This is a genomic window from Streptomyces sp. AHU1 (assembly GCF_045343905.1).
Lineage (GTDB): Bacteria > Actinomycetota > Actinomycetes > Streptomycetales > Streptomycetaceae > Streptomyces > Streptomyces triticiradicis.
Genome location: NZ_CP174283.1, coordinates 7,483,806 through 7,503,424 on the forward strand (window position 1 = coordinate 7,483,806; position 19,619 = coordinate 7,503,424).

The 19,619-nt window shown below is 72.3% G+C and carries 18 protein-coding genes and 1 riboswitch; of the genes, 13 read left to right on the forward strand and 5 right to left on the reverse strand.

Annotated elements, in window-relative coordinates:
• Positions 1-13: 13 nt before the first annotated feature.
• The 4 genes from dxs to ACICHK_RS33175 all read left to right on the forward strand — a co-directional run bounded on the left by dxs (position 14) and on the right by ACICHK_RS33175 (position 4,265).
• A complete protein-coding gene (dxs, locus tag ACICHK_RS33160; RefSeq protein ID WP_151472956.1) occupies positions 14-1,966 on the forward strand; it encodes a 1-deoxy-D-xylulose-5-phosphate synthase in 1,953 nt (650 codons plus the stop codon).
• The gene (locus ACICHK_RS33165) at positions 1,963-3,363 is read left to right on the forward strand and encodes an aspartate aminotransferase family protein (protein WP_406839778.1); all 1,401 of its coding nucleotides are present in this window, start codon (positions 1,963-1,965) and stop codon (positions 3,361-3,363) included. Before dxs ends, ACICHK_RS33165 begins: the two co-directional genes overlap by 4 nt.
• A gap of 123 nt (positions 3,364-3,486) precedes the next feature.
• Positions 3,487-4,125 (forward strand): helix-turn-helix domain-containing protein, encoded by a 639-nt coding sequence (locus tag ACICHK_RS33170; RefSeq protein ID WP_151472954.1) that lies wholly within the window; start codon positions 3,487-3,489, stop codon positions 4,123-4,125.
• Between the two features lie 23 nt (positions 4,126-4,148).
• The gene (locus tag ACICHK_RS33175; RefSeq protein WP_037618597.1) at positions 4,149-4,265 is read left to right on the forward strand and encodes a DUF6126 family protein; all 117 of its coding nucleotides are present in this window, start codon (positions 4,149-4,151) and stop codon (positions 4,263-4,265) included.
• Positions 4,266-4,303: 38 nt separating this feature from the next.
• On the opposite strand, the gene ACICHK_RS33180 is transcribed toward ACICHK_RS33175, so the two are convergent.
• Complete coding sequence (locus tag ACICHK_RS33180; RefSeq protein ID WP_406839779.1) at positions 4,304-5,101, reverse strand: tyrosine-protein phosphatase; 798 nt, start codon at positions 5,099-5,101, stop codon at positions 4,304-4,306.
• 640 nt (positions 5,102-5,741) lie between these two features.
• A riboswitch (cyclic di-AMP (ydaO/yuaA leader) is annotated at positions 5,742-5,899 on the forward strand.
• Between the two features lie 4 nt (positions 5,900-5,903).
• On the opposite strand from ACICHK_RS33180, the gene ACICHK_RS33185 reads away from it, so the two are divergent.
• A complete protein-coding gene (locus tag ACICHK_RS33185; RefSeq protein ID WP_406839780.1) occupies positions 5,904-6,827 on the forward strand; it encodes a peptidoglycan DD-metalloendopeptidase family protein in 924 nt (307 codons plus the stop codon).
• Between the two features lie 270 nt (positions 6,828-7,097).
• A complete protein-coding gene (locus ACICHK_RS33190) occupies positions 7,098-7,883 on the forward strand; it encodes an SGNH/GDSL hydrolase family protein (RefSeq protein WP_406841381.1) in 786 nt (261 codons plus the stop codon).
• A 109-nt stretch (positions 7,884-7,992) separates the two neighbouring features.
• On the opposite strand, the gene ACICHK_RS33195 is transcribed toward ACICHK_RS33190, so the two are convergent.
• From ACICHK_RS33195 to ACICHK_RS33210, 4 genes are all read right to left on the reverse strand, one after another.
• On the reverse strand, positions 7,993-8,613 hold the full coding sequence (locus ACICHK_RS33195; RefSeq protein WP_406839781.1) for a TetR/AcrR family transcriptional regulator: 621 nt from the start codon (positions 8,611-8,613) through the stop codon (positions 7,993-7,995).
• Positions 8,614-8,714: 101 nt separating this feature from the next.
• A complete protein-coding gene (locus ACICHK_RS33200; RefSeq protein WP_151472950.1) occupies positions 8,715-9,134 on the reverse strand; it encodes a hypothetical protein in 420 nt (139 codons plus the stop codon).
• Positions 9,135-9,288: 154 nt separating this feature from the next.
• Positions 9,289-10,470 carry a Glu/Leu/Phe/Val dehydrogenase dimerization domain-containing protein gene (locus tag ACICHK_RS33205; RefSeq protein ID WP_406839782.1) on the reverse strand — a complete coding sequence of 394 codons (1,182 nt, stop codon included), beginning with the start codon at positions 10,468-10,470 and terminating at the stop codon, positions 9,289-9,291.
• Positions 10,467-12,086: a 5-guanidino-2-oxopentanoate decarboxylase gene (locus ACICHK_RS33210; protein WP_406839783.1), complete on the reverse strand. Its 1,620-nt coding sequence runs from the start codon at positions 12,084-12,086 to the stop codon at positions 10,467-10,469. The genes ACICHK_RS33205 and ACICHK_RS33210 overlap by 4 nt, the downstream gene beginning before the upstream one ends.
• A gap of 412 nt (positions 12,087-12,498) precedes the next feature.
• Here ACICHK_RS33210 and ACICHK_RS33215 point away from each other — a divergent pair, with 412 nt between their 5' ends.
• From ACICHK_RS33215 to tdh, 7 genes are all read left to right on the forward strand, one after another.
• Positions 12,499-13,716, forward strand: a complete 1,218-nt coding sequence (locus ACICHK_RS33215) for an MBL fold metallo-hydrolase (protein WP_406839784.1) — start codon at positions 12,499-12,501, stop codon at positions 13,714-13,716.
• A 348-nt stretch (positions 13,717-14,064) separates the two neighbouring features.
• On the forward strand, positions 14,065-16,152 hold the full coding sequence (locus ACICHK_RS33220; RefSeq protein WP_406839785.1) for an ATP-binding protein: 2,088 nt from the start codon (positions 14,065-14,067) through the stop codon (positions 16,150-16,152).
• Positions 16,153-16,214: 62 nt separating this feature from the next.
• Positions 16,215-16,649: a roadblock/LC7 domain-containing protein gene (locus ACICHK_RS33225; protein ID WP_151472946.1), complete on the forward strand. Its 435-nt coding sequence runs from the start codon at positions 16,215-16,217 to the stop codon at positions 16,647-16,649.
• A 2-nt stretch (positions 16,650-16,651) separates the two neighbouring features.
• On the forward strand, positions 16,652-17,023 hold the full coding sequence (locus ACICHK_RS33230) for a DUF742 domain-containing protein (protein WP_406839786.1): 372 nt from the start codon (positions 16,652-16,654) through the stop codon (positions 17,021-17,023).
• On the forward strand, positions 17,001-17,600 hold the full coding sequence (locus ACICHK_RS33235) for a GTP-binding protein (RefSeq protein WP_406839787.1): 600 nt from the start codon (positions 17,001-17,003) through the stop codon (positions 17,598-17,600). The genes ACICHK_RS33230 and ACICHK_RS33235 overlap by 23 nt, the downstream gene beginning before the upstream one ends.
• Entirely contained in the window at positions 17,597-18,184 is a 588-nt protein-coding gene (locus tag ACICHK_RS33240; protein WP_406839788.1) for a GAF domain-containing protein, read from the forward strand. The genes ACICHK_RS33235 and ACICHK_RS33240 overlap by 4 nt, the downstream gene beginning before the upstream one ends.
• Before the next feature lie 398 nt (positions 18,185-18,582).
• Positions 18,583-19,611 carry an L-threonine 3-dehydrogenase gene (gene tdh / locus ACICHK_RS33245; protein WP_406839789.1) on the forward strand — a complete coding sequence of 343 codons (1,029 nt, stop codon included), beginning with the start codon at positions 18,583-18,585 and terminating at the stop codon, positions 19,609-19,611.
• Positions 19,612-19,619: the final 8 nt, after the last annotated feature.

A 19,619-nucleotide genomic window follows, 5' to 3' on the forward strand; every position in this document is an offset into this window, starting at 1 on the left:
GAGGGGGCCCGACGTGACGATTCTGGAGAACATCCGGGGACCACGCGACCTGAAGGCGCTGTCCGAGGCGGAAATCGGTGAACTGGCGGAAGAGGTGAGGGAGTTCCTGGTGCACGCGGTCGCCAGGACCGGCGGACACCTCGGACCCAACCTGGGAGTGGTGGAGCTGTCCATCGCCCTCCACCGGGTCTTCGAGTCACCGGTCGACCGCATCCTGTGGGACACCGGCCATCAGAGCTACGTGCACAAGATGCTGACGGGACGTCAGGACTTCTCCAAGCTGCGCGGCAAGGGCGGCCTGTCCGGCTATCCCTCCCGCGAGGAGTCCGAGCACGACGTCATCGAGAACAGTCACGCCTCCACGGCGCTCGGCTGGGCGGACGGGCTCGCCAAGGCCCGGCAGGTGCAGGGCGGCAAGGGCCACGTCGTCGCGGTCATCGGCGACGGCGCGCTGACCGGCGGCATGGCGTGGGAGGCGCTGAACAACATCGCCGCGGCCAAGGACCGGCCGCTGATCATCGTCGTCAACGACAACGAACGCTCCTACGCCCCCACCATCGGCGGGCTCGCGAACCATCTCGCGACCCTGCGGACGACCGACAGCTACGAGCAGGTCCTCGCCTGGGGCAAGGAGGTCCTGCTGCGCACCCCCCTGGTCGGCAACACCATCTACGAGTCGCTGCACGGCGCGAAGAAGGGCTTCAAGGACGCCTTCGCGCCCCAGGGCATGTTCGAGGACCTGGGGCTCAAGTACGTCGGTCCGATCGACGGGCACGACGTGAGAGCCGTGGAGTCCGCGCTGCGCCGCGCCAAACGCTTCCACGGTCCGGTGCTCGTCCACTGTCTGACGGAGAAGGGGCGCGGCTACGAACCCGCGCTCGCGCACGAGGAGGACCACTTCCACACGGTCGGGGTGATGGACCCGCTCACCTGCGAACCCCTCGTACCGTCCAACGGCCCTTCCTGGACCTCCGTGTTCGGAGACGAGATCGTCAGGATCGGCGAGGAGCGCGCGGACGTCGTGGCCATCACGGCGGCCATGCTGCATCCCGTCGGACTCGGGAAGTTCGCCGAGAGGTTCCCCGACCGGGTGTGGGACGTCGGCATCGCCGAGCAGCACGCCACGGTGTCCGCGGCCGGACTCGCGACCGGCGGCCTGCACCCCGTCGTCGCCGTGTACGCGACCTTCCTCAACCGGGCCTTCGACCAGCTCCTCATGGACGTCGCCCTGCACCGCTGCGGCGTGACCTTCGTCCTCGACCGGGCCGGGGTCACCGGTGTCGACGGCGCCTCGCACAACGGCATGTGGGACATGTCGGTCCTCCAGGTCGTGCCCGGTCTCAGGATCGCCGCGCCGCGCGACGCCGACCAGCTGAGGGCCCAGCTGCGGGAGGCGGTCGCCGTGGACGACGCGCCGACCCTGATCCGCTTCCCGAAGGAGTCGGTCGGGCCGGTGGTCCCCGCCGTGGACCGTGTGGGCGGCGTCGACGTCCTGCACCGCGGCGAGCGCCCCGAGGTCCTGCTCGTCGCGGTCGGCGTGATGGCCCCGGTCTGCCTCCAGACCGCCGACCTGCTGGAGTCCCGCGGCATCGGCTGCACCGTCGTCGACCCGCGCTGGGTCAAGCCCGTCGACCCGGAGCTGCCCGGTCTCGCCGCCGGGCACCGGCTCGTCGCCGTCGTCGAGGACAACAGCCGGTCCTCGGGCGTCGGCGCGGCCGTGGCGCTGGCCCTCGGGGACGCCGAGGTCGACGTGCCCGTGCGGCGGTTCGGCATCCCCGAGCAGTTCCTCGCGCACGCCAAACGGTCCGAGGTGCTCGCCGACATCGGGCTCACGCCCGTGGAGATCGCCGGCCGGATCAGCGCCTCCCTGGCCGTCCGGGACGAACGGGCCAAGGCCGCCCACGAGCTGACCGAGGCCGCCGACCGGCCGGCCGAGGACGAGTCGTCCAAGGAGAAACAGGAATGACCGACCCTGCCCCGAAGGGCGAGTTCGACCTCGGCGCGCTCCTCGCCGAGCGCGGAGCCGAGCGCTACGAGCTGCACACGAAGTACCTGAACCACCAGCTCCCGCGCATGCTGCACACCATCGGCTTCGACAAGGTCTACGAGCGCGCCGAGGGCGCCCACTTCTGGGACGCGGACGGCAACGACTACCTCGACATGCTCGCCGGCTTCGGGGTGATGGGCCTCGGCCGCCACCACCCCGTCGTCCGGCAGGCGCTGCACGACGTCCTCGACGCCTCGCTCGCCGACCTCACCCGCTTCGACTGCCAGCCGCTGCCCGGACTGCTGGCCGAGAAGCTGCTCACCCACAGTCCGCACCTGGACCGGGTGTTCTTCGGCAACAGCGGCACGGAGGCCGTCGAGACCGCGCTGAAGTTCGCCCGGTACGCCACGGGCAGGCCGAGGATCCTGTACTGCTCGCACGCCTTCCACGGGCTGACCACCGGCTCCCTGTCGGTCAACGGCGAGGACGGCTTCCGCGACGGCTTCGCACCGCTGCTGCCCGACACGGCCGTGCGGCTCGGGGACCTCGACGCCCTGGCGAGGGAGCTGAGGAAGGGCGACGTCGCCGCGCTCATCGTGGAGCCGATCCAGGGCAAGGGCGTCCACGAGTCCCCGCCTGGATATCTGCGCGCCGCCCAGGAACTCCTGCACCGGCACAAGGCCCTGCTCATCGCGGACGAGGTGCAGACCGGCCTCGGCCGGACCGGGGACTTCTACGCCCATCAGCACGAGGACGGGGTCGAACCCGACCTGGTGTGCGTGGCCAAGGCGCTCTCCGGCGGCTACGTCCCGGTGGGCGCGACCATCGGAAAGGACTGGATCTTCAAGAAGGTCTACTCCTCCATGGACCGGGTCCTCGTGCACTCGGCGAGCTTCGGCTCCAACGCGCAGGCCATGGCGGCGGGCCTCGCCGTGCTCTCCGTGATGGAGAACGAGCAGACCGTCGCCCACGCGCGGATCACCGGCGAACTGCTGAAGTCCCGGCTGGCGGCCCTGGTCGACCGGTACGAGCTGCTCAGCGAGGTGCGCGGCCGGGGCCTGATGATCGGCATCGAGTTCGGCCGGCCCGCGTCCCTCAAGCTGCGCAGCCGCTGGACCATGCTGCAGGCCGCGCGCAAGGGTCTGTTCGCGCAGATGGTCGTCGTGCCGCTGCTCCAGCGGCACCGCATCCTCACCCAGGTCTCCGGCGACCACCTGGAGGTGATCAAGCTGATCCCGCCGCTGGTCGTCGACGAGCGGGACGTCGACCGGTTCGTGGAGGCCTTCACCGCGGTGATGGAGGACGCGCACAACGGCGGCGGGCTGATGTGGGACTTCGGGAAGACGCTGGTGAAGCAGGCGGTGGCGAACCGCTGAGGGCCGCGTGCGGCGCGGCGGCCCGCGGAGGACGGGTCCCGTCGGACGCGCCGCGCGCACCGAGACTTTTGCCTCTGGGGCAAGGAAATTGCCTCGGAGGTAATTGTTTGGCTCAATGGTCCCATGAGCCCTGCCGAACCGGGGGCGGCCGACGAGCCGTCCGCCGAACTGCACGCCGTGGCGCCCCGGCTCCGCACCCTGCGCCGCGGTGCCTCCCTCACGCTGGAGGCCGCCGCCCGTGCCGCCGGACTCTCGCCCGCCCATCTCTCCCGCCTGGAGACCGGGCAGCGCCAGCCCTCGCTGCCGATGCTGCTCACGCTGGCCCGTGTCTACGGTACGACGGTCTCCGAACTGCTCGGCGAGGCGGTCCCCGACCGTGACGCGATCGTGCGGGCCGCCGACATGGAGCCGGCCCCGGCGGGCGGCTGGACCTACTGGCAGGCGGGCTCCGCGGGCCGCGGGATGCAGGCGCTGCGCGTGCGCGTCCCGTACGGGTCGCAGGGCGACATCGTGCGTGTCCATCCGGGCGAGGAGTGGCTGTACGTCCTCCAGGGGCGGCTCAGCCTGCGCCTCGGGGACACCGCGCACGTCCTCGCGCCCGGGGACAGCGCCCATTTCGACTCGCTGACCCCGCACCGCATCGCCGCCGCCGAGCGCGGCGGAGCCGAGCTCCTCTTCGTGCACACCCTGTTGCAGAGCCCCGTCGCCGCGCTGTGCCTCGGCACGGCGACGGGCCACCCCACCCCGGGAGAGACGTCATGACCGAACCCACGCCCCGCCGGTCCATGGAGGACAGGTTCCCGCGCGCCCTGTGGGTGCGGCTGATCATCTACGTCGCCGTCGGCCACCTCTTCGCGGCCTTCATCTACCTGCTCTTCACGCTGGGCGCGCAGAACCAGTAGGGGCCCGGCCCGGCGGGGGCCCGGCCCCGGCGCGCGGCTCAGTCCAGGAGCCGCGCGCGCAGGCGCTCCCGCAGCTCCGGCGTCAGCCCCAGCCCCTGCTCCAGATAGGCCTCGACGCCGCCCCAGGTGGCCTCGATCGTCTCGAACGCGGCCGTCAGGTACTCGGCGCGCGCGTCGAACAGCGGGCTGAGCAGTTCCATCACCTCGGGGGAGTAGGCGCCGGCCGAGGAACCGTTGCGGTGCACCTTGTAACGGCGGTGCGTGGCGTTCGACTCCAGGTAGTCGGCCACGATCGCCTCGCGCTCGACGCCGAGGGCGAGCAGGGTGACCGCGATGGACAGCCCGGCGCGGTCCTTGCCCGCCGCGCAGTGCATCAGCGCGGGCACGCTGTCGTCGGCCAGGGCGTGCAGCACCTGGGAGTGCTCGGCCGTGCGCTCCTTGATGATCGTGCGGTAGGAGTTGATCATCCGGTTCGCGGCCTTGCCGTCGCCGAGGATCCCGCGGAGCTGGTCGATCTCGCCGTCGCGGACCATCTTCCAGAACTCGCTGCCGTCCGCCGGGTCGCTCAGCGGGAGGTTCACGTTCCGCACGCCCGGCAGTTCGACGTCCGGGCCCTCCAGCTTCTGGTCCGCGGCATTGCGGAAGTCGAAGATCGTGTGGAGTCCCAGGGAGGCGAGGAACGCGGCGTCCTCCTCCGTGGCGTGCGCGAGGTGACCGCTGCGGAACAGGTGCCCGTAGCGCACCCGCCGGCCGTCCGTGGTGGGCAGTCCGCCCACGTCGCGGAAGTTGCGCACTCCGCCGAGCTCGGGCTCGGTCGACGGGATCTGCTGCGTCACGGGGTTCCTCCCATTCGGCCTCCGGCGTCGCCGGAACGGACTCGGCGCCGCTCGTCGGCGGTTGTGCCGGCTCGCGCTCTCGACGATACGACATGGGTTCCTCGGGCAATGAGTTGTCCACAGGCGCCGGCTCGCGGTCGGGACGCACCCGGTGACGCCGTCCCGGAGGCTCACGCGATCGAATTCACGTTCGATTTAAAGGGGGCTCCGATCGCGGGACCGGATCGAGCGGGTGGTGCGGGCGAATCTCCCTGAAGTGGGGCATTTAGAGCACCGTTTCGAGTGCCTCTCTGCCTGGAGAGTCGAATGCGTCGGTTATCCGCTCGCGTCGCATCTGGTCGTTCTGTCCGAATAGGCACCTTCATTACAACTGGCCCTGGAATAAGGGCCGCTGGGATGAGTCGCGTGAGGAGCGTCATATTCGTGACGATGCGTTGCCGCCCTCGCTTCTCAACGCACCATTTTTTCCAGACGGATTGGGAGGCCCGGAAGATCGTCGTTCCACGGAGGGTGACGGTGATCTCGGCATGGATCAAGAAAGACGAGCGCACAGAAACCGCCCATAGTTGTCGACGCGCTCTCATGTCGCCTACGTTCTGCCTCAATCCGGACGGACGCCCAATCCTGCCGCCGCCCGGAGTCCGCACACTCACCCGTACACGGCAGGAGCGGGGGACCCACAGGTTCCGTGCCTGGTCCGGTTCCCGGAACAGGCTTGGGGTACAGCCGCGCAGCGACGCGGCCGGGCATCTCCAGCCCGCACCCGACAGCTCACCCCGCAGGCGCCGGAGAGGAATCCGCCATGCCCGCGAAGGGTAAGCATCGCCGTCCCAAGTCCCCTCGTTTCAGCCGCTCGATCGCCGTGGCCGGAACCGGTGGCGCCGCACTCGCGCTGCCCCTGATGGGAGCCACGGGCGCCCACGCCGCGACCCAGGCCACCGCCGTCGCGCACCACGTCGAGAAGGCCCCGGCCGCCGCCCCCGCCGAGAAGGCGGCTCCGGCCACCACGACGAAGACGTACGCGGTGAGGTCCGGCGACTACCTCTCGAAGATCGCCGACGAGCAGAACGTCAGCGGCGGCTGGAAGAAGATCTACTCCGACAACCGCTCCGCCATCGGCGGCGACCCGTCGCTGATCCACCCCGGTCTGAAGCTGTCGCTCGGCGGGAAGGCCCACGCGGCCGCCCACTCGGCCACGCACACGTCCGCCAAGGCGGCCACTTCGGCGAAGCCCGCCCAGGAGGCCACTCCGGCGAAGCCCGCCCAGGAGACCCCGGCCGCAGGCGCAACCGCCTCCGCTTCCGCCGACAGCTCCTCCGGCTACACCCTGCCGGTCGGCGGCAGCTCCGTCGGCACCGGCTACAAGGTGGCGGGCAGCATGTGGTCCAGCGGCTACCACACGGGCGTGGACTTCGTGATCCCGACCGGCACCACGATCAAGTCCATCGCCGCGGGCACCGTCGTCTCCGCGGGCTGGGGCGGCGCCTACGGCAACCAGGTCGTCATCCAGCACGCCGACGGCAAGTACTCCCAGTACGCCCACATGTCGTCGCTGTCCGTCTCCGCCGGGCAGACCGTGACCGAGGGGCAGCAGATAGGCCTCTCCGGCGCGACCGGCAACGTGACCGGACCGCACCTGCACTTCGAGATCCGCACCACGCCGGACTACGGTTCCGACGTCGACCCGGTCGCGTACCTGCGCTCGCACGGTGTCGCGGTGGGCTGACCCCCCGTCTCCTGCTCCTGACGGCAGGAAAATGTCCGAAGGCCGGACCCCACGATCCCCGGGGTCCGGCCTTCGGTGGTCCCGCGGCACGGGCTTCCGGGTGATCGCTGCCTCAACATCCCTGATGCGAGCCTTATTCCGGAGTTGACCAACGCTTGGCGAGTGGCTTATCTCACCGTCAGTCAACCCTTCCCTACGGTCGCGTAGCTCACATCGAAAGGTGAATCATGGCTCGACGTGGCAGACGATTCGAAGAGTGACAACAGATCAGTGATCGGGTCGTACGTGGCGGTGGGGGACAGCTTCACCGAGGGCGTCGGCGACCCTGGGCCCGACGGGGCGTTCGTCGGCTGGGCCGACCGGTTCGCCGTACTTCTCGCGGACCGCAGGCCCGAAGGCGACTTCGACTACACCAATCTCGCGGTGCGCGGCAAACTGCTCGACCAGATCGTCGAGACCCAGCTCCAGCGGGCCAAGGAACTCGGCCCGGACCTGGTCTCGTTCTGCGCCGGCGGCAACGACATCATCCGCCCCGGCACCGACCCCGACGAGGTCGCGGAGCGCTTCGAGCGCGCGGTCGCCGACCTCACCTCCGCCGTCGGCACCGTCATGGTGACCACCGGCTTCGACACCCGTGGCGTCCCCGTGCTCAAGCACCTGCGCGGCAAGATCGCCACCTACAACGGACACGTGCGGGCCATCGCGGACCGCTACGGCTGTCCCGTCCTCGACCTCTGGTCGCTGAAGACGGTCCAGGACCGGCGGGCCTGGGACGGCGACCGGCTGCACCTCTCGCCCGAGGGGCACACCCGGGTGGCGCTCCGCGCCGGACAGGTGCTCGGCCTCGAGGTCCCCGCCGATCCGGACCAGCCCTGGCCGCCCCTCCCGCCGCGCGGCACGCTGGAGGTGCGCCGCGACAACATCCAGTGGGCGCGCGAATACCTGGTCCCGTGGATCGGACGCCGGCTGCGCGGCGAGTCCTCGGGCGATCACATCTCGGCCAAGGGCGCCCTCTCACCGGACGACATCAAGCTGCGCATCGAGGCTGTCGCCTGATCCGGGCGACGTCGTCCCGAGGGTCTGCGCGACCGGAGCGGGCGAGGACGACGAGTGCGGGGCCGAAGACCTCGGCCCCGCACTCGCGCGTCTGCGGGCCGTGTCCGGCCTAGCGCACCGCCGCCATCAACGCCTCGCGCTCCAGGCCCAGTTCGCGGGCGAGGGCCTCGTCCACCCATTCCTGGGTCCGCGCCCGTGAGACCGCTCCGGAGTACGCCGTCATCTGGACGGCCAGTCCGTCCAGCAGCGCCGTGAGCCTGAGGACCGCGCCCGCCGGGTCCGGGCAGCGGAACTCGTCGGCGGCCACCCCCTCCGCGATCACCTCGGTCATCGCGGCCTTCCACTGCCGGTCGAGATCGCGGGTGACCTCGCGCAGCGCGGGCTCGCGCAGGGCGACCGCCCAGCCCTCGATCCACAGGCGCCAGCCCTTCGCCTGCCCCGTCGGGGCGTACCAGCGCACGGCGGCCCGAAGGCGTCGCAGCGCCGTCGTACGGCGGCCGAGCAGCTTGCGCAGATGGGCGAGGTCGTCCTCGGCGGCGTGGGTGAACGCGGCGGCGACCAGCTTCTCCTTCGTCGAGAAGTGGTACAGCACCAGCGCGTTGCTCACGCCGAGCGCCGAGGCCACGTCGGCGATCCGTACCGCCGCCACGCCCCGCGCCTCGATCTGTTCGACGGCGGCCCGCAGCAACTCCCCGCGCCGCTCCGCCACGCTCAACCGGACTCTCGCCACGCGGCAACCCTACACAGCCCTTTCGGGGGAGGCCCGGCAGCGGTCGACGTCCTTCCCGGCGTCCCGTCCGGTCCGCCCCCGCGAGGACACCCCGCCCGCCCTCAGTCGACGAACTGGTAGTCGGCCTTGATGCGGCCCTCCCCGTCCAGGACGAGGAACTCCAGCCCGCCACCCGTGACCCGCCCCTCCCCGGTGTGGAAGGACTCCCAGCGGAACGTGACCACGTCGTCCAGCTCGCGAGCGGGCTCTCCGATCCTGAAGACGTACGTCCCCGGGGCCACGAACTCCTCGAAGGCGCGTGTCACGCGCGCGTGCAGCTCGGCGTGACCCCGGGCCTCCAGCGCGGCGGTGCCGAAGCCGAGGGACACGGCCCTGTCGTGCATCTCCTGCGGGGGACGCAGGAGATGCACGCCGTCCTCGGCCCACAGCTCCCGCACGGTCGCGCGGCGGACCGCGGGGTCGGGTTCGTTCCAGACGCCGATGTAGCGCTCGATCAGGTCCTGCGCGTCGGTGGCGGACATGGTGCTCCTCGTACGGGTCGGTGCGCGCTCTCGCGCGGTTCCTGTGACGTCACCGACTCTGCTCCGGTCCGGCCCGCCCCTCAATTCCCGCCAGGGAATCGCCGTACCCGGCGCGGCTCCCCTCCCGGAGCGGACGCCCGGTGGCCCCGCCCCCTCAGCGGTACCAGCCGAACCGCTCCGCGATGACCGGCAGCCGGTCGGTGACGATGGCGTGGGCGGCGGCGCGCGGGGTCGTTCCGTCGGCCTCCGCGCGCGCGAGCGTCCGGTCGATCAGGGCGCGCATGGAGCGCCGGGTGTGGGCGAACGCCTCGTCCGCGTCGGCGCCGATGTCGCCGAACAGGGTCCACCACCACCAGGCGTTCGTACCGGAGTTGACCACGACGTCCGGCAGGACGGTGATCCCGCGCGAGGCGAGCAGTTCCTCCGCGTCCGCCAGGACGGGCATGTTGGCCGCCTCGACGATCCAACGGGCCTTGATCTCCCGCTGGTTCGCCGTATCGATCGCGTACGAGACCGCGGCGGGCACCAGTACCTCCGCGTCGACGGACAGCCAGGCGTCACCGGGGAGTTCGTGGTCGGCCGGGCGCAGCACCGCGCGGTCGACGGTCCCGTACGCGTCCCGTGCCGCGAGCAGCGCCTCGACGTCGAGGCCGTCCGGGTTCACGACGGTTCCCTTGACGTCGGCGACGGCCACGATCCTGAGTCCCGCGCGCGCGAGGAAGCGCGCGGTGGCCCCGCCCATGGTGCCGAGCCCCTGCACGGAGACACGCGTTCCCGCGTACGGGGTCCCGGCCCGGTCCAGGGCGGCGAGCACCGACTCGGCGACCCCGCAGCCGCCGACCAGTTCGTCGAGGCCGATGCCGTCCACCTCGACCGCGAAGGCGTCCGCGAGGCGCGCGCGGGCCGCCGCCTCGTCGTCGAGCAGCGGGTACACGGCCTGGATGGACGAGACGAGGCCGGCCTCCTCCGCGGCCCGGTCGACCAGGTCCTGGCTGAGCCCGAGATCCTCACCGGTGGTCCAGAAGGACTCGATGTAGGGGCGCATGGCGCGCAGGTAGCGCACCAGCAGGCCGTACGCCTCCGGGTCCTGGGGGTCGCAGTCGATCCCGCCCTTGGCGCCGCCCAGCGGGACGTACCGGCCCTCCGGGTTGTAGTGCAGGGCTTCCTTCATGGTCATGCCGCGGGCGAGCCCGGCGACCTCCTCCAGCGTGCAGCCGGGCCGCATCCGCAGACCGCCGCTGGAGACGCCCCGTACGAGCCGGTCGACGACGAGGAACCCCGGACGGCCGGTGACGTGGTCCGTCCAGGTGAGCGTCATCAGAGGGGCGGCGGTCATGGGGTCTCCTCGGGGACGGCGATCAGGGTGGGGCCGGGGGTGCGCAGTGCCTCGGCGAGCGCGGCGCTCAGCTCGTCCGGGCCGTACGCGTGCGTGCCCTGTCCTCCGTAGGCGCGGGCCAGGGCGGGCAGGTCGACCGGAGCGAGGTCGACGGCCGTCGGCGTGTCGCCCCGGGCTGCCATCTCGTCGCGGATCTCCCCGTAGCCGCCGTTGTCGAAGACCACGACGGGCAGCGGGAGGCGGAGCTGTGCCGCGGTCGCCAGCTCCTGCACGGTGAACTGGAGGCCGCCGTCCCCGCTGAGCGCCACCACCTCGCGGCCGGGGCACGCCGCCTTGGCTCCGATCGCCGCGGGCAGTGCGTAGCCGAGCGTGCCGTAGCCGGTCGGATGAAGATAGCGGCCCGCGGGTCCGAGCGGGAGGTGGGGAAGCGCTCCGTAGTAGCAGCACTGGGCGCTGTCCGAGGTGATCACGGCGTCCTCGGGGAGGACGGAACGGATCGCCCGCAGGTACGGGATCCAGCGGGCGTCGCGTCCGGCGGTCCCGGCGTTCCGCGCGGCCCGCAGCGCTCCGGCCCGCCGGACGGGGTCCTCCGCCGGCACGCGCGCGTGCCGGTGTGTGCCGGCGGGCTCCCGGACCGCGGCGAGCAGGGCCGCCAGGGAGAGCCGCGCGTCGCCGACGACGGCGATGTCCGCGGCGAGGCCCGCGTACATCTGGTCCGGGTCCAGGTCCACGCGGACCAGCGTGCCGTTCAGGGCGGGCGGCGCGGACCAGAAGTCGGACTCGGCGAGCTCGGTGCCCACGGCGAGCACGGCGTCGCGCTCCGTGAGCCAGTCCCGGACCGGGGGACTGGGCAGCGACACGCCGAGGGCCAGCGGATGGGTCTCCGGGACGATCCCCTTGCCGTTGGCCGTGGTGAGGACGGGAGCGCCCAGTTCCTCGGCGAGGGCCAGGGCCGGGACGGCCGCGCCGCGCGCCCCGCCGCCGAGCACGAGTGCCGGACGGCGGGCGTCGAGCAGCGCTTCGGCTGCCCGCTCCAGGGCGGGGGGAGCCGGGGCGCGGGGAGTGACGGGAGGGGCGACGCGGACGGGGCCGGTCTCCTCGGCGGCCTCCAGCAGATCGAGCGGGATCTCGATGTGCGCGGGCCGCGGCCGGCCGGTGCGGAAGAGGGTGAAGGCGCGTGCCACCGCCGTGTCGATCTCGGCGACCGAGGACACGCGGTGGCTGAACGCGGCCACGCCCCGCAGGGCCTCCGTCTGGCTGCGCGTCTCGTGCAGCAGGCCGGTGGCGAGCCGCGGGTGGCGCAGGGGCACGCCGGGGGAGACGACGAGCAGCGGCACGCTGTCCGAGTAGGCCTGGCCGACGGCGGCCGCCGCGTTCAGCAGGGCGGGTCCGGTCGTGGTGATCACGACGCCGGGGCGCCCGGTCACGCGCGCGTAGCCGTCGGCGGCGTATCCGGCGCCCTGTTCGTGGCGCGTCAGGACGTGCCGGACGCCGTACGCGGACAGGTGGCGGTAGATCTCCAGGTTGTGCGTACCGGGGATGCCGAAGACCCGGGTCACGGCGTGTGCGGACAGCGCGCGGACCAGGGCCTCGCCGCCGGTGAGCGTCTCGCCCATCACAGGCCCCGTGTGACGGCGCGCCGCACGGCGCCCGAGGCGCCCTCGGACGGCGCCGGTTCGGCGGGGAGGTCGGACACGGTGTCTCCAGACGTGGACGGGCCGGCACGGCCGCCGGGCCGCCGGGACGAATACCTGACTACTGAACCATGGGTCAGTATCGGAACGGGTGCCGGGTCGTGTCAACGCACCGGATCGACCGTCGCCGGAGGTGCCGGGACGGTCCGTCGGCGGTCACCGGGGCGCCGTGACGCCCGGAAACGCCCGCCCGGAGCGGAAGAAGCGGGGGTGCGGCGGGGTTGAGCAGTTACGGGCCCGGGATCACGGACGTCGCGCTGTGACCCGGGCGCCCCGGCGCTGTCGGGGGCGACGACCATAATGAAAGCCTGACCGACTCCATCTGGAGGTATCCGTGACCGGTTTCCGTACCCTGAGCTCCGGGCTCCGCGCGCTGCGGCCCGCCGCCTTCGGCGCGGATCCGGCCGGTGCGCGCATGCGGCGCATCCGCAACTCGCCGAACTTCGCGGACGGGGTCTTCCAGAACCCGGAGAGCGCCCGCACCCGCCCCGACGGCTCGATGGTGGAGTTCGCCAAGGTCTACTTCCGCAGCGAGGAGCGCGCCCACCGCTCCCCGGCCGGGACCGTGCCGGTGCACGCGACGACCCTCGCCGACCTGGCCGGGCCCGCCGCGACCGGGCTGCGGCTCACCTGGATGGGGCACTCCAGCGTCCTCGCCGAGATCGACGGCCACCGGGTGCTGTTCGACCCGGTCTGGGGCGAGCGCTGCTCCCCGTTCGCCTTCGCCGGTCCCAGGCGCCTGCACCCGGTGCCCCTGCCGCTGGCCGAGCTCGGCCCGGTGGACGTCGTGGTGATCTCGCACGACCACTACGACCACCTCGACATGCCCACGATCAAGGCGCTGGGCGGAACGGACGCGGTGTTCGCCGTGCCGCTCGGCGTCGGAGCCCACCTGGAGCACTGGGGCGTCCCGGAGGGCCGCATCCGCGAGCTGGACTGGAACGAGTCGACCCGGGTCGGCGGGATCACCCTGACGGCGACACCGGCGCGCCACTTCTGCGGGCGCGGTCTGCGCAACACCCAGCACACCCTCTGGGCCTCCTGGGTCGCCGAGGGCGAGGCGCACCGGATCTACCACAGCGGCGACACCGGCTACTTCCAGGGCTTCAAGGAGATCGGCGCCGCCCACGGCCCGTTCGACGCCACAATGATCCAGATCGGTGCATACAGCGACTTCTGGCCTGATATTCATATGACGCCTCAGGAGGGCATGCGCTCCCACCTGGACCTCCAGGGCGGGCGGCCCGCCGGGGTGATGCTGCCGATCCACTGGGGGACGTTCAACCTGGCCACCCACGCCTGGTCCGACCCGGGCGAGGGCACCCTGGCCGCCGCCCGCGCGGTGGGAGCGCGCGTCGCGCTGCCCCGCCCCGGTGAGCCCTTCGAACCCACGGCCGAGACCGTCCCCTCCGAGCCCTGGTGGCGTGGTGCGGCCCGTGCGCCGAAGGGCGGCTGGCCGGCCTTCGAGGAGGCCGTCGCCGACACGCCGGGTGACATCGCCGACGGCTCGACGGAGGACACCGGAGAGCCCGAGGCGGTGCCCGCGGGCTGATCCGCCGACCCCTGACGAGGGCCGGAGAGCGAAACGCTCTCCGGCCCTCGCTGTTTGCTTGCGACCGCTTCCGACCAGCTCCGATCGGATCCGGAGCCTGCCGTGAACGCGTGTCCGGCGGTGTTATCGGTCAGTCGTGCGATGCCTCATACCAGAGCGGGACGCTACCCGGGGGAGTTTGTCAACAGCCCACCGCACATGACGCGTTGGCGACTACTGTCAGTTGCCGACGGGCGACGCAGGGCCGTTTTTTTCGGCTCTCTCGACCGGCACCGCGATGGCACACGCCCGAGTCGCGCAGACCCGCGGGAGCTCCACGCCCCCGACGCATCCAGTACGAGGACGCAGATGTCTCACCTCCGCGCACCGGCCGCACGCGCAGACCGCCGTGAGGGCGGGCGGCACGGTCGGCCGGCCCCCCGCGCCACCCTCGCACCCCCCGAGACGCACCTGCGGCCCCAGCTGCTGCGCCTCGCCGTCCTGCCGCCGACCGCCGTGGCCCTCAGCGCGTGCGCCGCCGTACTGTTCACCGTCCGCTCCACCGGCGCCCGGCCCGGCCCCGCCCTGTGGGCCGTCCTCGCCGGAGCGGCGGGCGTGGCCCTGGCCGGCATCCTGATCGCCGCCGTGGCCGCCGACCGCGCCGCCGCGTCCGTACGGGAACGCATAGGAGCCCTGCGCCGCACGAGCGCCCGCACCGAGACCGATCTGCTCGCCGTCGTCGAGGGGCTGCGCCGCGGCGAGGACCCGCCCGCGCGCAGCACGCGCCGCCGTCTTCCCGTGGACGCCGACGACTTCGAGCTGCTCGCCGCCGACCTCTCCCGCGCCCACGACGGCGCCGTCGCGGCCGTCGTGCAGGCCTCGCAGCTCTCCAGCCAGGCGGGCAGCGAACAGAAGGTCGAGGTCTTCGTCAACCTGGCCCGGCGCCTGCAGTCCCTCGTGCACCGCGAGATCTCCATCCTCGACGACCTGGAGAACGAGATCGAGGACCCGGAGCTCCTCAAGGGGCTCTTCCACGTCGACCACCTGGCCACCCGCATCAGACGCCACGCCGAGAACCTGGCCGTGCTCGGCGGCGCCGTCTCGCGCCGCCAGTGGAGCAACCCCGTCTCCATGACCGAGGTGCTGCGCTCCGCGATCGCCGAGGTCGAGCAGTACTCACGGGTCAAGCTGGTGCCCCCGACCGAGGGCACCCTGCGCGGTCACGCGGTCGCCGACGTCATCCACCTGCTCGCCGAACTCGTCGAGAACGCCACCTTGTTCTCCGCCCCGCACACCCAGGTGCTGCTGCGCGTCGACCACGTCACCTCGGGGCTGGCCATCGAGGTGGAGGACCGGGGACTCGGCATGCAGGCGGCCGAACAGGACCGGATGAACGCCCTGCTCGCCGACCCGGACCAGGTCAACGTCGCCGGTCTGCTCCAGGACGGGCGCATCGGCCTGTTCGTCGTCTCGCAGCTCGCCCGCCGGCACGGCATCCAGGTACGGCTCCAGAGCAACATCTACGGCGGCGTCCAGGCCGTACTCGTGGTCCCGCAGGGGCTGTTGGGCTCACGGCCGGGCCCCGCCGAGGACGGCGGCACGATCCAGGCGCCGCCGCACGGCACGGACGCCGGGCACCGGCCGGCCCTCGGCCCCGGGGCCGCGCAGCCGCCGTCGGCGCGGGTCCCGGTGGATCCCGGTGGCCGTCCGACGGCTCCCGTGCCCCGGCAGTCGCCGCGGGAGCCGGTGCCCGAACAGGTGCGGGGGACGCGGACACCCTCGCGCGTCATGCCGGGCACGCCGGCCGGGAGGCACGGCGACGCCACGCCGCTCCCGGTGCGCGGTACCCGTTCCGAGCGGCCCAACCCGGCCGAGGCCGTACCCGGCATCCGTCCCGAGGACCGGCTCGCCGCCGCCGGGAACGCGGTCGTGCCCTCCGCACCGCGCGCCGGTGTCGTACGCGGCACCATGGGCAAGCCCAACCTGCCCAGGCGGCGCGCCCAGGAGCACATCGTCCCGCAGCTGCGCGAAGGACAGGCGCCCCGCCCGGACACGGAGCACCTCGTCGGGCACGACCCGGGTCTCATGGCGGCGTTCCAGCGCGGGATCGGGCTCGCGGAGGCCGCCCACGCGGAGTCGGCGGACCGGGAGCGGCCGGAGCCGGACCGGGGCCCGTCGCCGACGGCCCGGCAGGCCGCCCCGGCGTCGTTCCCGGACCGGGCGCGCCTGGAGGCGCCACCCGGCGACGGCGTGGTTCGGACCCGCGGGGAACTGCCCGCGGGCGCCTCCGCCGGCGGAGGCGACCTCCTGGACGCCTCCCCGGGGGACGGCACACCGGCGGCCCGCCCGGACGCGGCGCGCGCGGCGCACGCGCAGGCACCCCGAGGAGCCCACGACCTCGCGCCCGGCCACGACGACCGCGTCATCCGGCACGACGGGAGCACACCGGCCGGATGACGACCCCCGCACCCCTGCCCACCGCTCCCGCAGACCTTCGTACCTCAAGGAGTCGATCCCCCATGGCGAGCGATGCGCCGACCGGCCACGTGTCCGACCTCGACTGGCTGATGAGCGGCCTGGTCCAGCGCGTACCCCACACCACGAGCGCGGTACTGCTCTCCAGCGACGGGCTCGTGAAGTCGGTCCACGGCCTCGACCCGGACAGCGCCGACCACATGGCGGCGCTCGCCTGCGGCCTCTACGCCCTCGGGCGCAGCGCGGGTGTGCGTTTCGGGGACGGCGGCGAGGTGCGCCAGGTCGTGGTCGAACTCGACTCGACCCTGCTGTTCGTCTCCACGGCGGGTTCCGGCACCTGCCTCGCCGTGCTCGCGGGCCGCGAGGCCGACGCGGCCGTCCTCGGCTACGAGATGGCGATGCTGGTCAAGAGCGTCCGGCCCTATCTGGTCACCCCACCCCGGCGGCACGCCGTCGAACCTCCGGCGATGAGGTCTTGAGGGTGGCCGCGGCCGGCGACGGGCCCTGGCTCGACGACGCGGCGGGACGCCTGGTGCGCCCCTACACCGTCAGCGGCGGCCGGACCCGGCCGAGTACCACGCTCGACCTCATCTCCCAGGTCATGGCCACGGGAGCCACCCCCCTCGGCCACCTCGGCCCCGAGCACGGCCAGGCGCTCGAACGCTGCCGGGTGCCCGTCTCGGTCGCGGAGGTCGCCGCCCATCTGAAGCTGCCGGCGGCTGTCACCAAGGTGCTGCTGTCGGACCTCGTCGACTGCGGGGCGCTGACCACGAAGCCCCCTCGGTTCCACCACAACCCCACTGACCGATCCCTTCTGGAGGCAGTGCTCGATGGATTACGACGACAGCTCTGACCCCTTCCCCACCGCGCTGAAGATCCTGGTGGCGGGAGGGTTCGGCGTCGGCAAGACGACGTTCGTCGGCGCGGTGAGCGAGATCGCGCCGCTCAGCACGGAGGAACTGCTGACCACGGTCAGCGCCTCGACCGACAGGCTCGACGGGATCGAGAACAAGGTCGAGACGACCGTGGCGATGGACTTCGGCCGCATAACCCTGGATCAGGAGCACGTGCTCTACCTGTTCGGCACACCCGGGCAGGAGCGGTTCTGGTTCATGTGGGACGAGCTCTCCGACGGCGCGCTCGGCGCGGTGGTCCTCGCCGACACACGCCGCCTGGAGGACTGCTTCGCGGCCGTCGATTTCTTCGAACAGCGCGGTCTCGCGTTCGTCGTCGCGGTCAACGAGTTCGACGGCTCGTACCGCTACGACCCGGCCGAGGTGCGCGCCGCCATCGATCTCGACCCCCGGATCCCCGTCGTGTGCTGCGACGCCCGGATCTCCAGCTCGGGGGTGCAGACCCTGCTCACCCTGGTCCGTCACCTCCTCGCCCACGCGCCCGTCCACTCCCCGAGCCATGGAGCCCGTACATGAGCCACGAGCCGTCGCGGCCGGCCGGCCGTCTGCTGCTGACGCCCCAGGACAAGGACGCTCCGGCCCGGGTGCGACGGCTGCGCGGGCTGGGCCTTGGGGAGCGCTCCGAGCCCGCCCTCGACGCCTTCGCGGACCGCCTCGCGCACGTGGCCTCGGTGCCGTACTCGATGGTCAACTTCATCGACGAGCGACAGCAGTTCTTCGCGGGTCTGCACACCCCGGACGGCGGAGCCAGGGGCGTCGGCCCCCTGGCCGACGCGGCCGGGAACGAGTTCGAGCTGAGCCGCTACATGGCCCGGGACCACGGCTTCTGCCCGCATGTGGTGGTGCGCCGCAAGGCGCTCGTCCTGGAGGACGTCTGCGACTACCCGCGCTTCGCCGGGAACCCGGTCGTCGACGGGTTCGGCGTCCGTTCCTACCTCGGCGCCCCGCTGCTCGACCGCAGTGGCATCGCCCTCGGCACGATCTGCGTCGTGGACACCGAGCCGCGCCCGTGGGGGAGGGCGGGCCTGGAGACCATCAAGGCGCTGGCGGCCGAGCTGACCGGGCAGCTCGAACGGCGGGAAGAGGTCCACGGGATCTGACGACGCGCCGGGGCGCGGGTGCGGACTTGTCGGCCGCCCGGGACCCATCCTTTGACTCATGCCGGGATCCCTTCTCGAGGTATGTGATCTCGAGGTATGTGACGAGCCCCCGTGGAACGGGGGTCGCGCGTGTCCACGTAGTCGTGCCTGATGCCACCGTCCCCCTCCTCACCTCTTCGCCCCTCCGTCCTCCCGGCCGCTCCGCCGACCCGGCGACCGGCCCCGGGACGGTGCGGAAGAACGCGGGCGTGAAGGAAAGCTGGGGCCGCGCTTAAGAAATCCTCGATGGACCCGGGGCGCCGTCGTACGGCAGATTCCTGGGTGAACTCACCCCTCTCCCCGGTACGGGACCGCTTCGGCGTGTCCGCTCCCGGGCCGCACGCACAGGAGCCGTACGAGTGAAGGCGCTGGTCAAGGAGAAGGCGGAGCCCGGACTCTGGCTCAAGGACGTCCCGGAGCCCGAGGCCGGCCCCGGCGACGTGCTGATCAAGGTCCTCAGGACCGGGATCTGCGGCACCGACCTGCACATCCGCAACTGGGACGGCTGGGCGCAGCAGACGATCAAGACGCCCCTCGTGCTCGGCCACGAGTTCGTCGGCGAGGTCGTCGAGACCGGCCGCGACGTCACCGACATCAACGTCGGCGACCGCGTCAGCGGCGAGGGCCACCTGGTCTGCGGCAAGTGCCGCAACTGTCTCGCCGGACGGCGCCACCTCTGCCGTGCCACCGTGGGTCTCGGCGTCGGCCGCGACGGCGCGTTCGCCGAGTACGTCGTGCTGCCCGCCACCAACGTGTGGGTGCACCGCGTCCCGGTCGACCTCGACGTCGCCGCGATCTTCGACCCGTTCGGCAACGCCGTCCACACCGCGCTGTCCTTCCCGCTGGTCGGTGAGGACGTCCTGATCACGGGCGCCGGTCCGATCGGCCTGATGGCCGCCGCCGTGGCCCGTCACGCGGGCGCCCGCAACGTCGTGATCACCGACGTCAGCGAGGAGCGCCTGGAGCTGGCCCGCAAAATCGGCGTCAGCCTCGCCCTCAACGTCGCGGGCTCGACGATCGCCGACGGACAGCGCACCCTCGGCCTGCGCGAGGGCTTCGACATCGGCCTGGAGATGTCCGGCCGCCCCGAGGCGATGCGCGACATGATCGCCAACATGACCCACGGCGGGCGGATCGCGATGCTGGGTCTGCCGTCCCAGGAGTTCCCGGTCGACTGGGCCCGGATCGTGACCTCCATGATCACGATCAAGGGCATCTACGGCCGCGAGATGTTCGAGACCTGGTACGCGATGTCGGTCCTCCTGGAGAGCGGCCTCGACCTCATGCCCGTGATCACCGGCCGGTACGGGTTCCGGGACTACGAGGCGGCGTTCGACGACGCGGCAGGCGGCCGCGGCGGCAAGGTCATTCTCGACTGGACCCTCTGAGGACTTAA

Bases quoted from the DNA above. Each gene is read 5' to 3' on its own strand.
- ACICHK_RS33200 (WP_151472950.1), bottom strand. From the start codon at position 9,134: ATGTCCGCCACCGACGCGCAGGACCTGATCGAGCGCTACATCGGCGTC.
- ACICHK_RS33240 (WP_406839788.1), top strand. From the start codon at position 17,597: ATGAGCCACGAGCCGTCGCGGCCGGCCGGCCGTCTGCTGCTGACGCCC.
- ACICHK_RS33210 (WP_406839783.1), bottom strand. From the start codon at position 12,086: ATGGGCGAGACGCTCACCGGCGGCGAGGCCCTGGTCCGCGCGCTGTCC.
- ACICHK_RS33170 (WP_151472954.1), top strand. From the start codon at position 3,487: ATGAGCCCTGCCGAACCGGGGGCGGCCGACGAGCCGTCCGCCGAACTG.
- ACICHK_RS33165 (WP_406839778.1), top strand. From the start codon at position 1,963: ATGACCGACCCTGCCCCGAAGGGCGAGTTCGACCTCGGCGCGCTCCTC.
- ACICHK_RS33220 (WP_406839785.1), top strand. From the start codon at position 14,065: ATGTCTCACCTCCGCGCACCGGCCGCACGCGCAGACCGCCGTGAGGGC.
- ACICHK_RS33205 (WP_406839782.1), bottom strand. From the start codon at position 10,470: ATGACCGCCGCCCCTCTGATGACGCTCACCTGGACGGACCACGTCACC.
- ACICHK_RS33235 (WP_406839787.1), top strand. From the start codon at position 17,001: ATGGATTACGACGACAGCTCTGACCCCTTCCCCACCGCGCTGAAGATC.
- ACICHK_RS33175 (WP_037618597.1), top strand. From the start codon at position 4,149: ATGGAGGACAGGTTCCCGCGCGCCCTGTGGGTGCGGCTGATCATCTAC.
- ACICHK_RS33185 (WP_406839780.1), top strand. From the start codon at position 5,904: ATGCCCGCGAAGGGTAAGCATCGCCGTCCCAAGTCCCCTCGTTTCAGC.
- ACICHK_RS33225 (WP_151472946.1), top strand. From the start codon at position 16,215: ATGGCGAGCGATGCGCCGACCGGCCACGTGTCCGACCTCGACTGGCTG.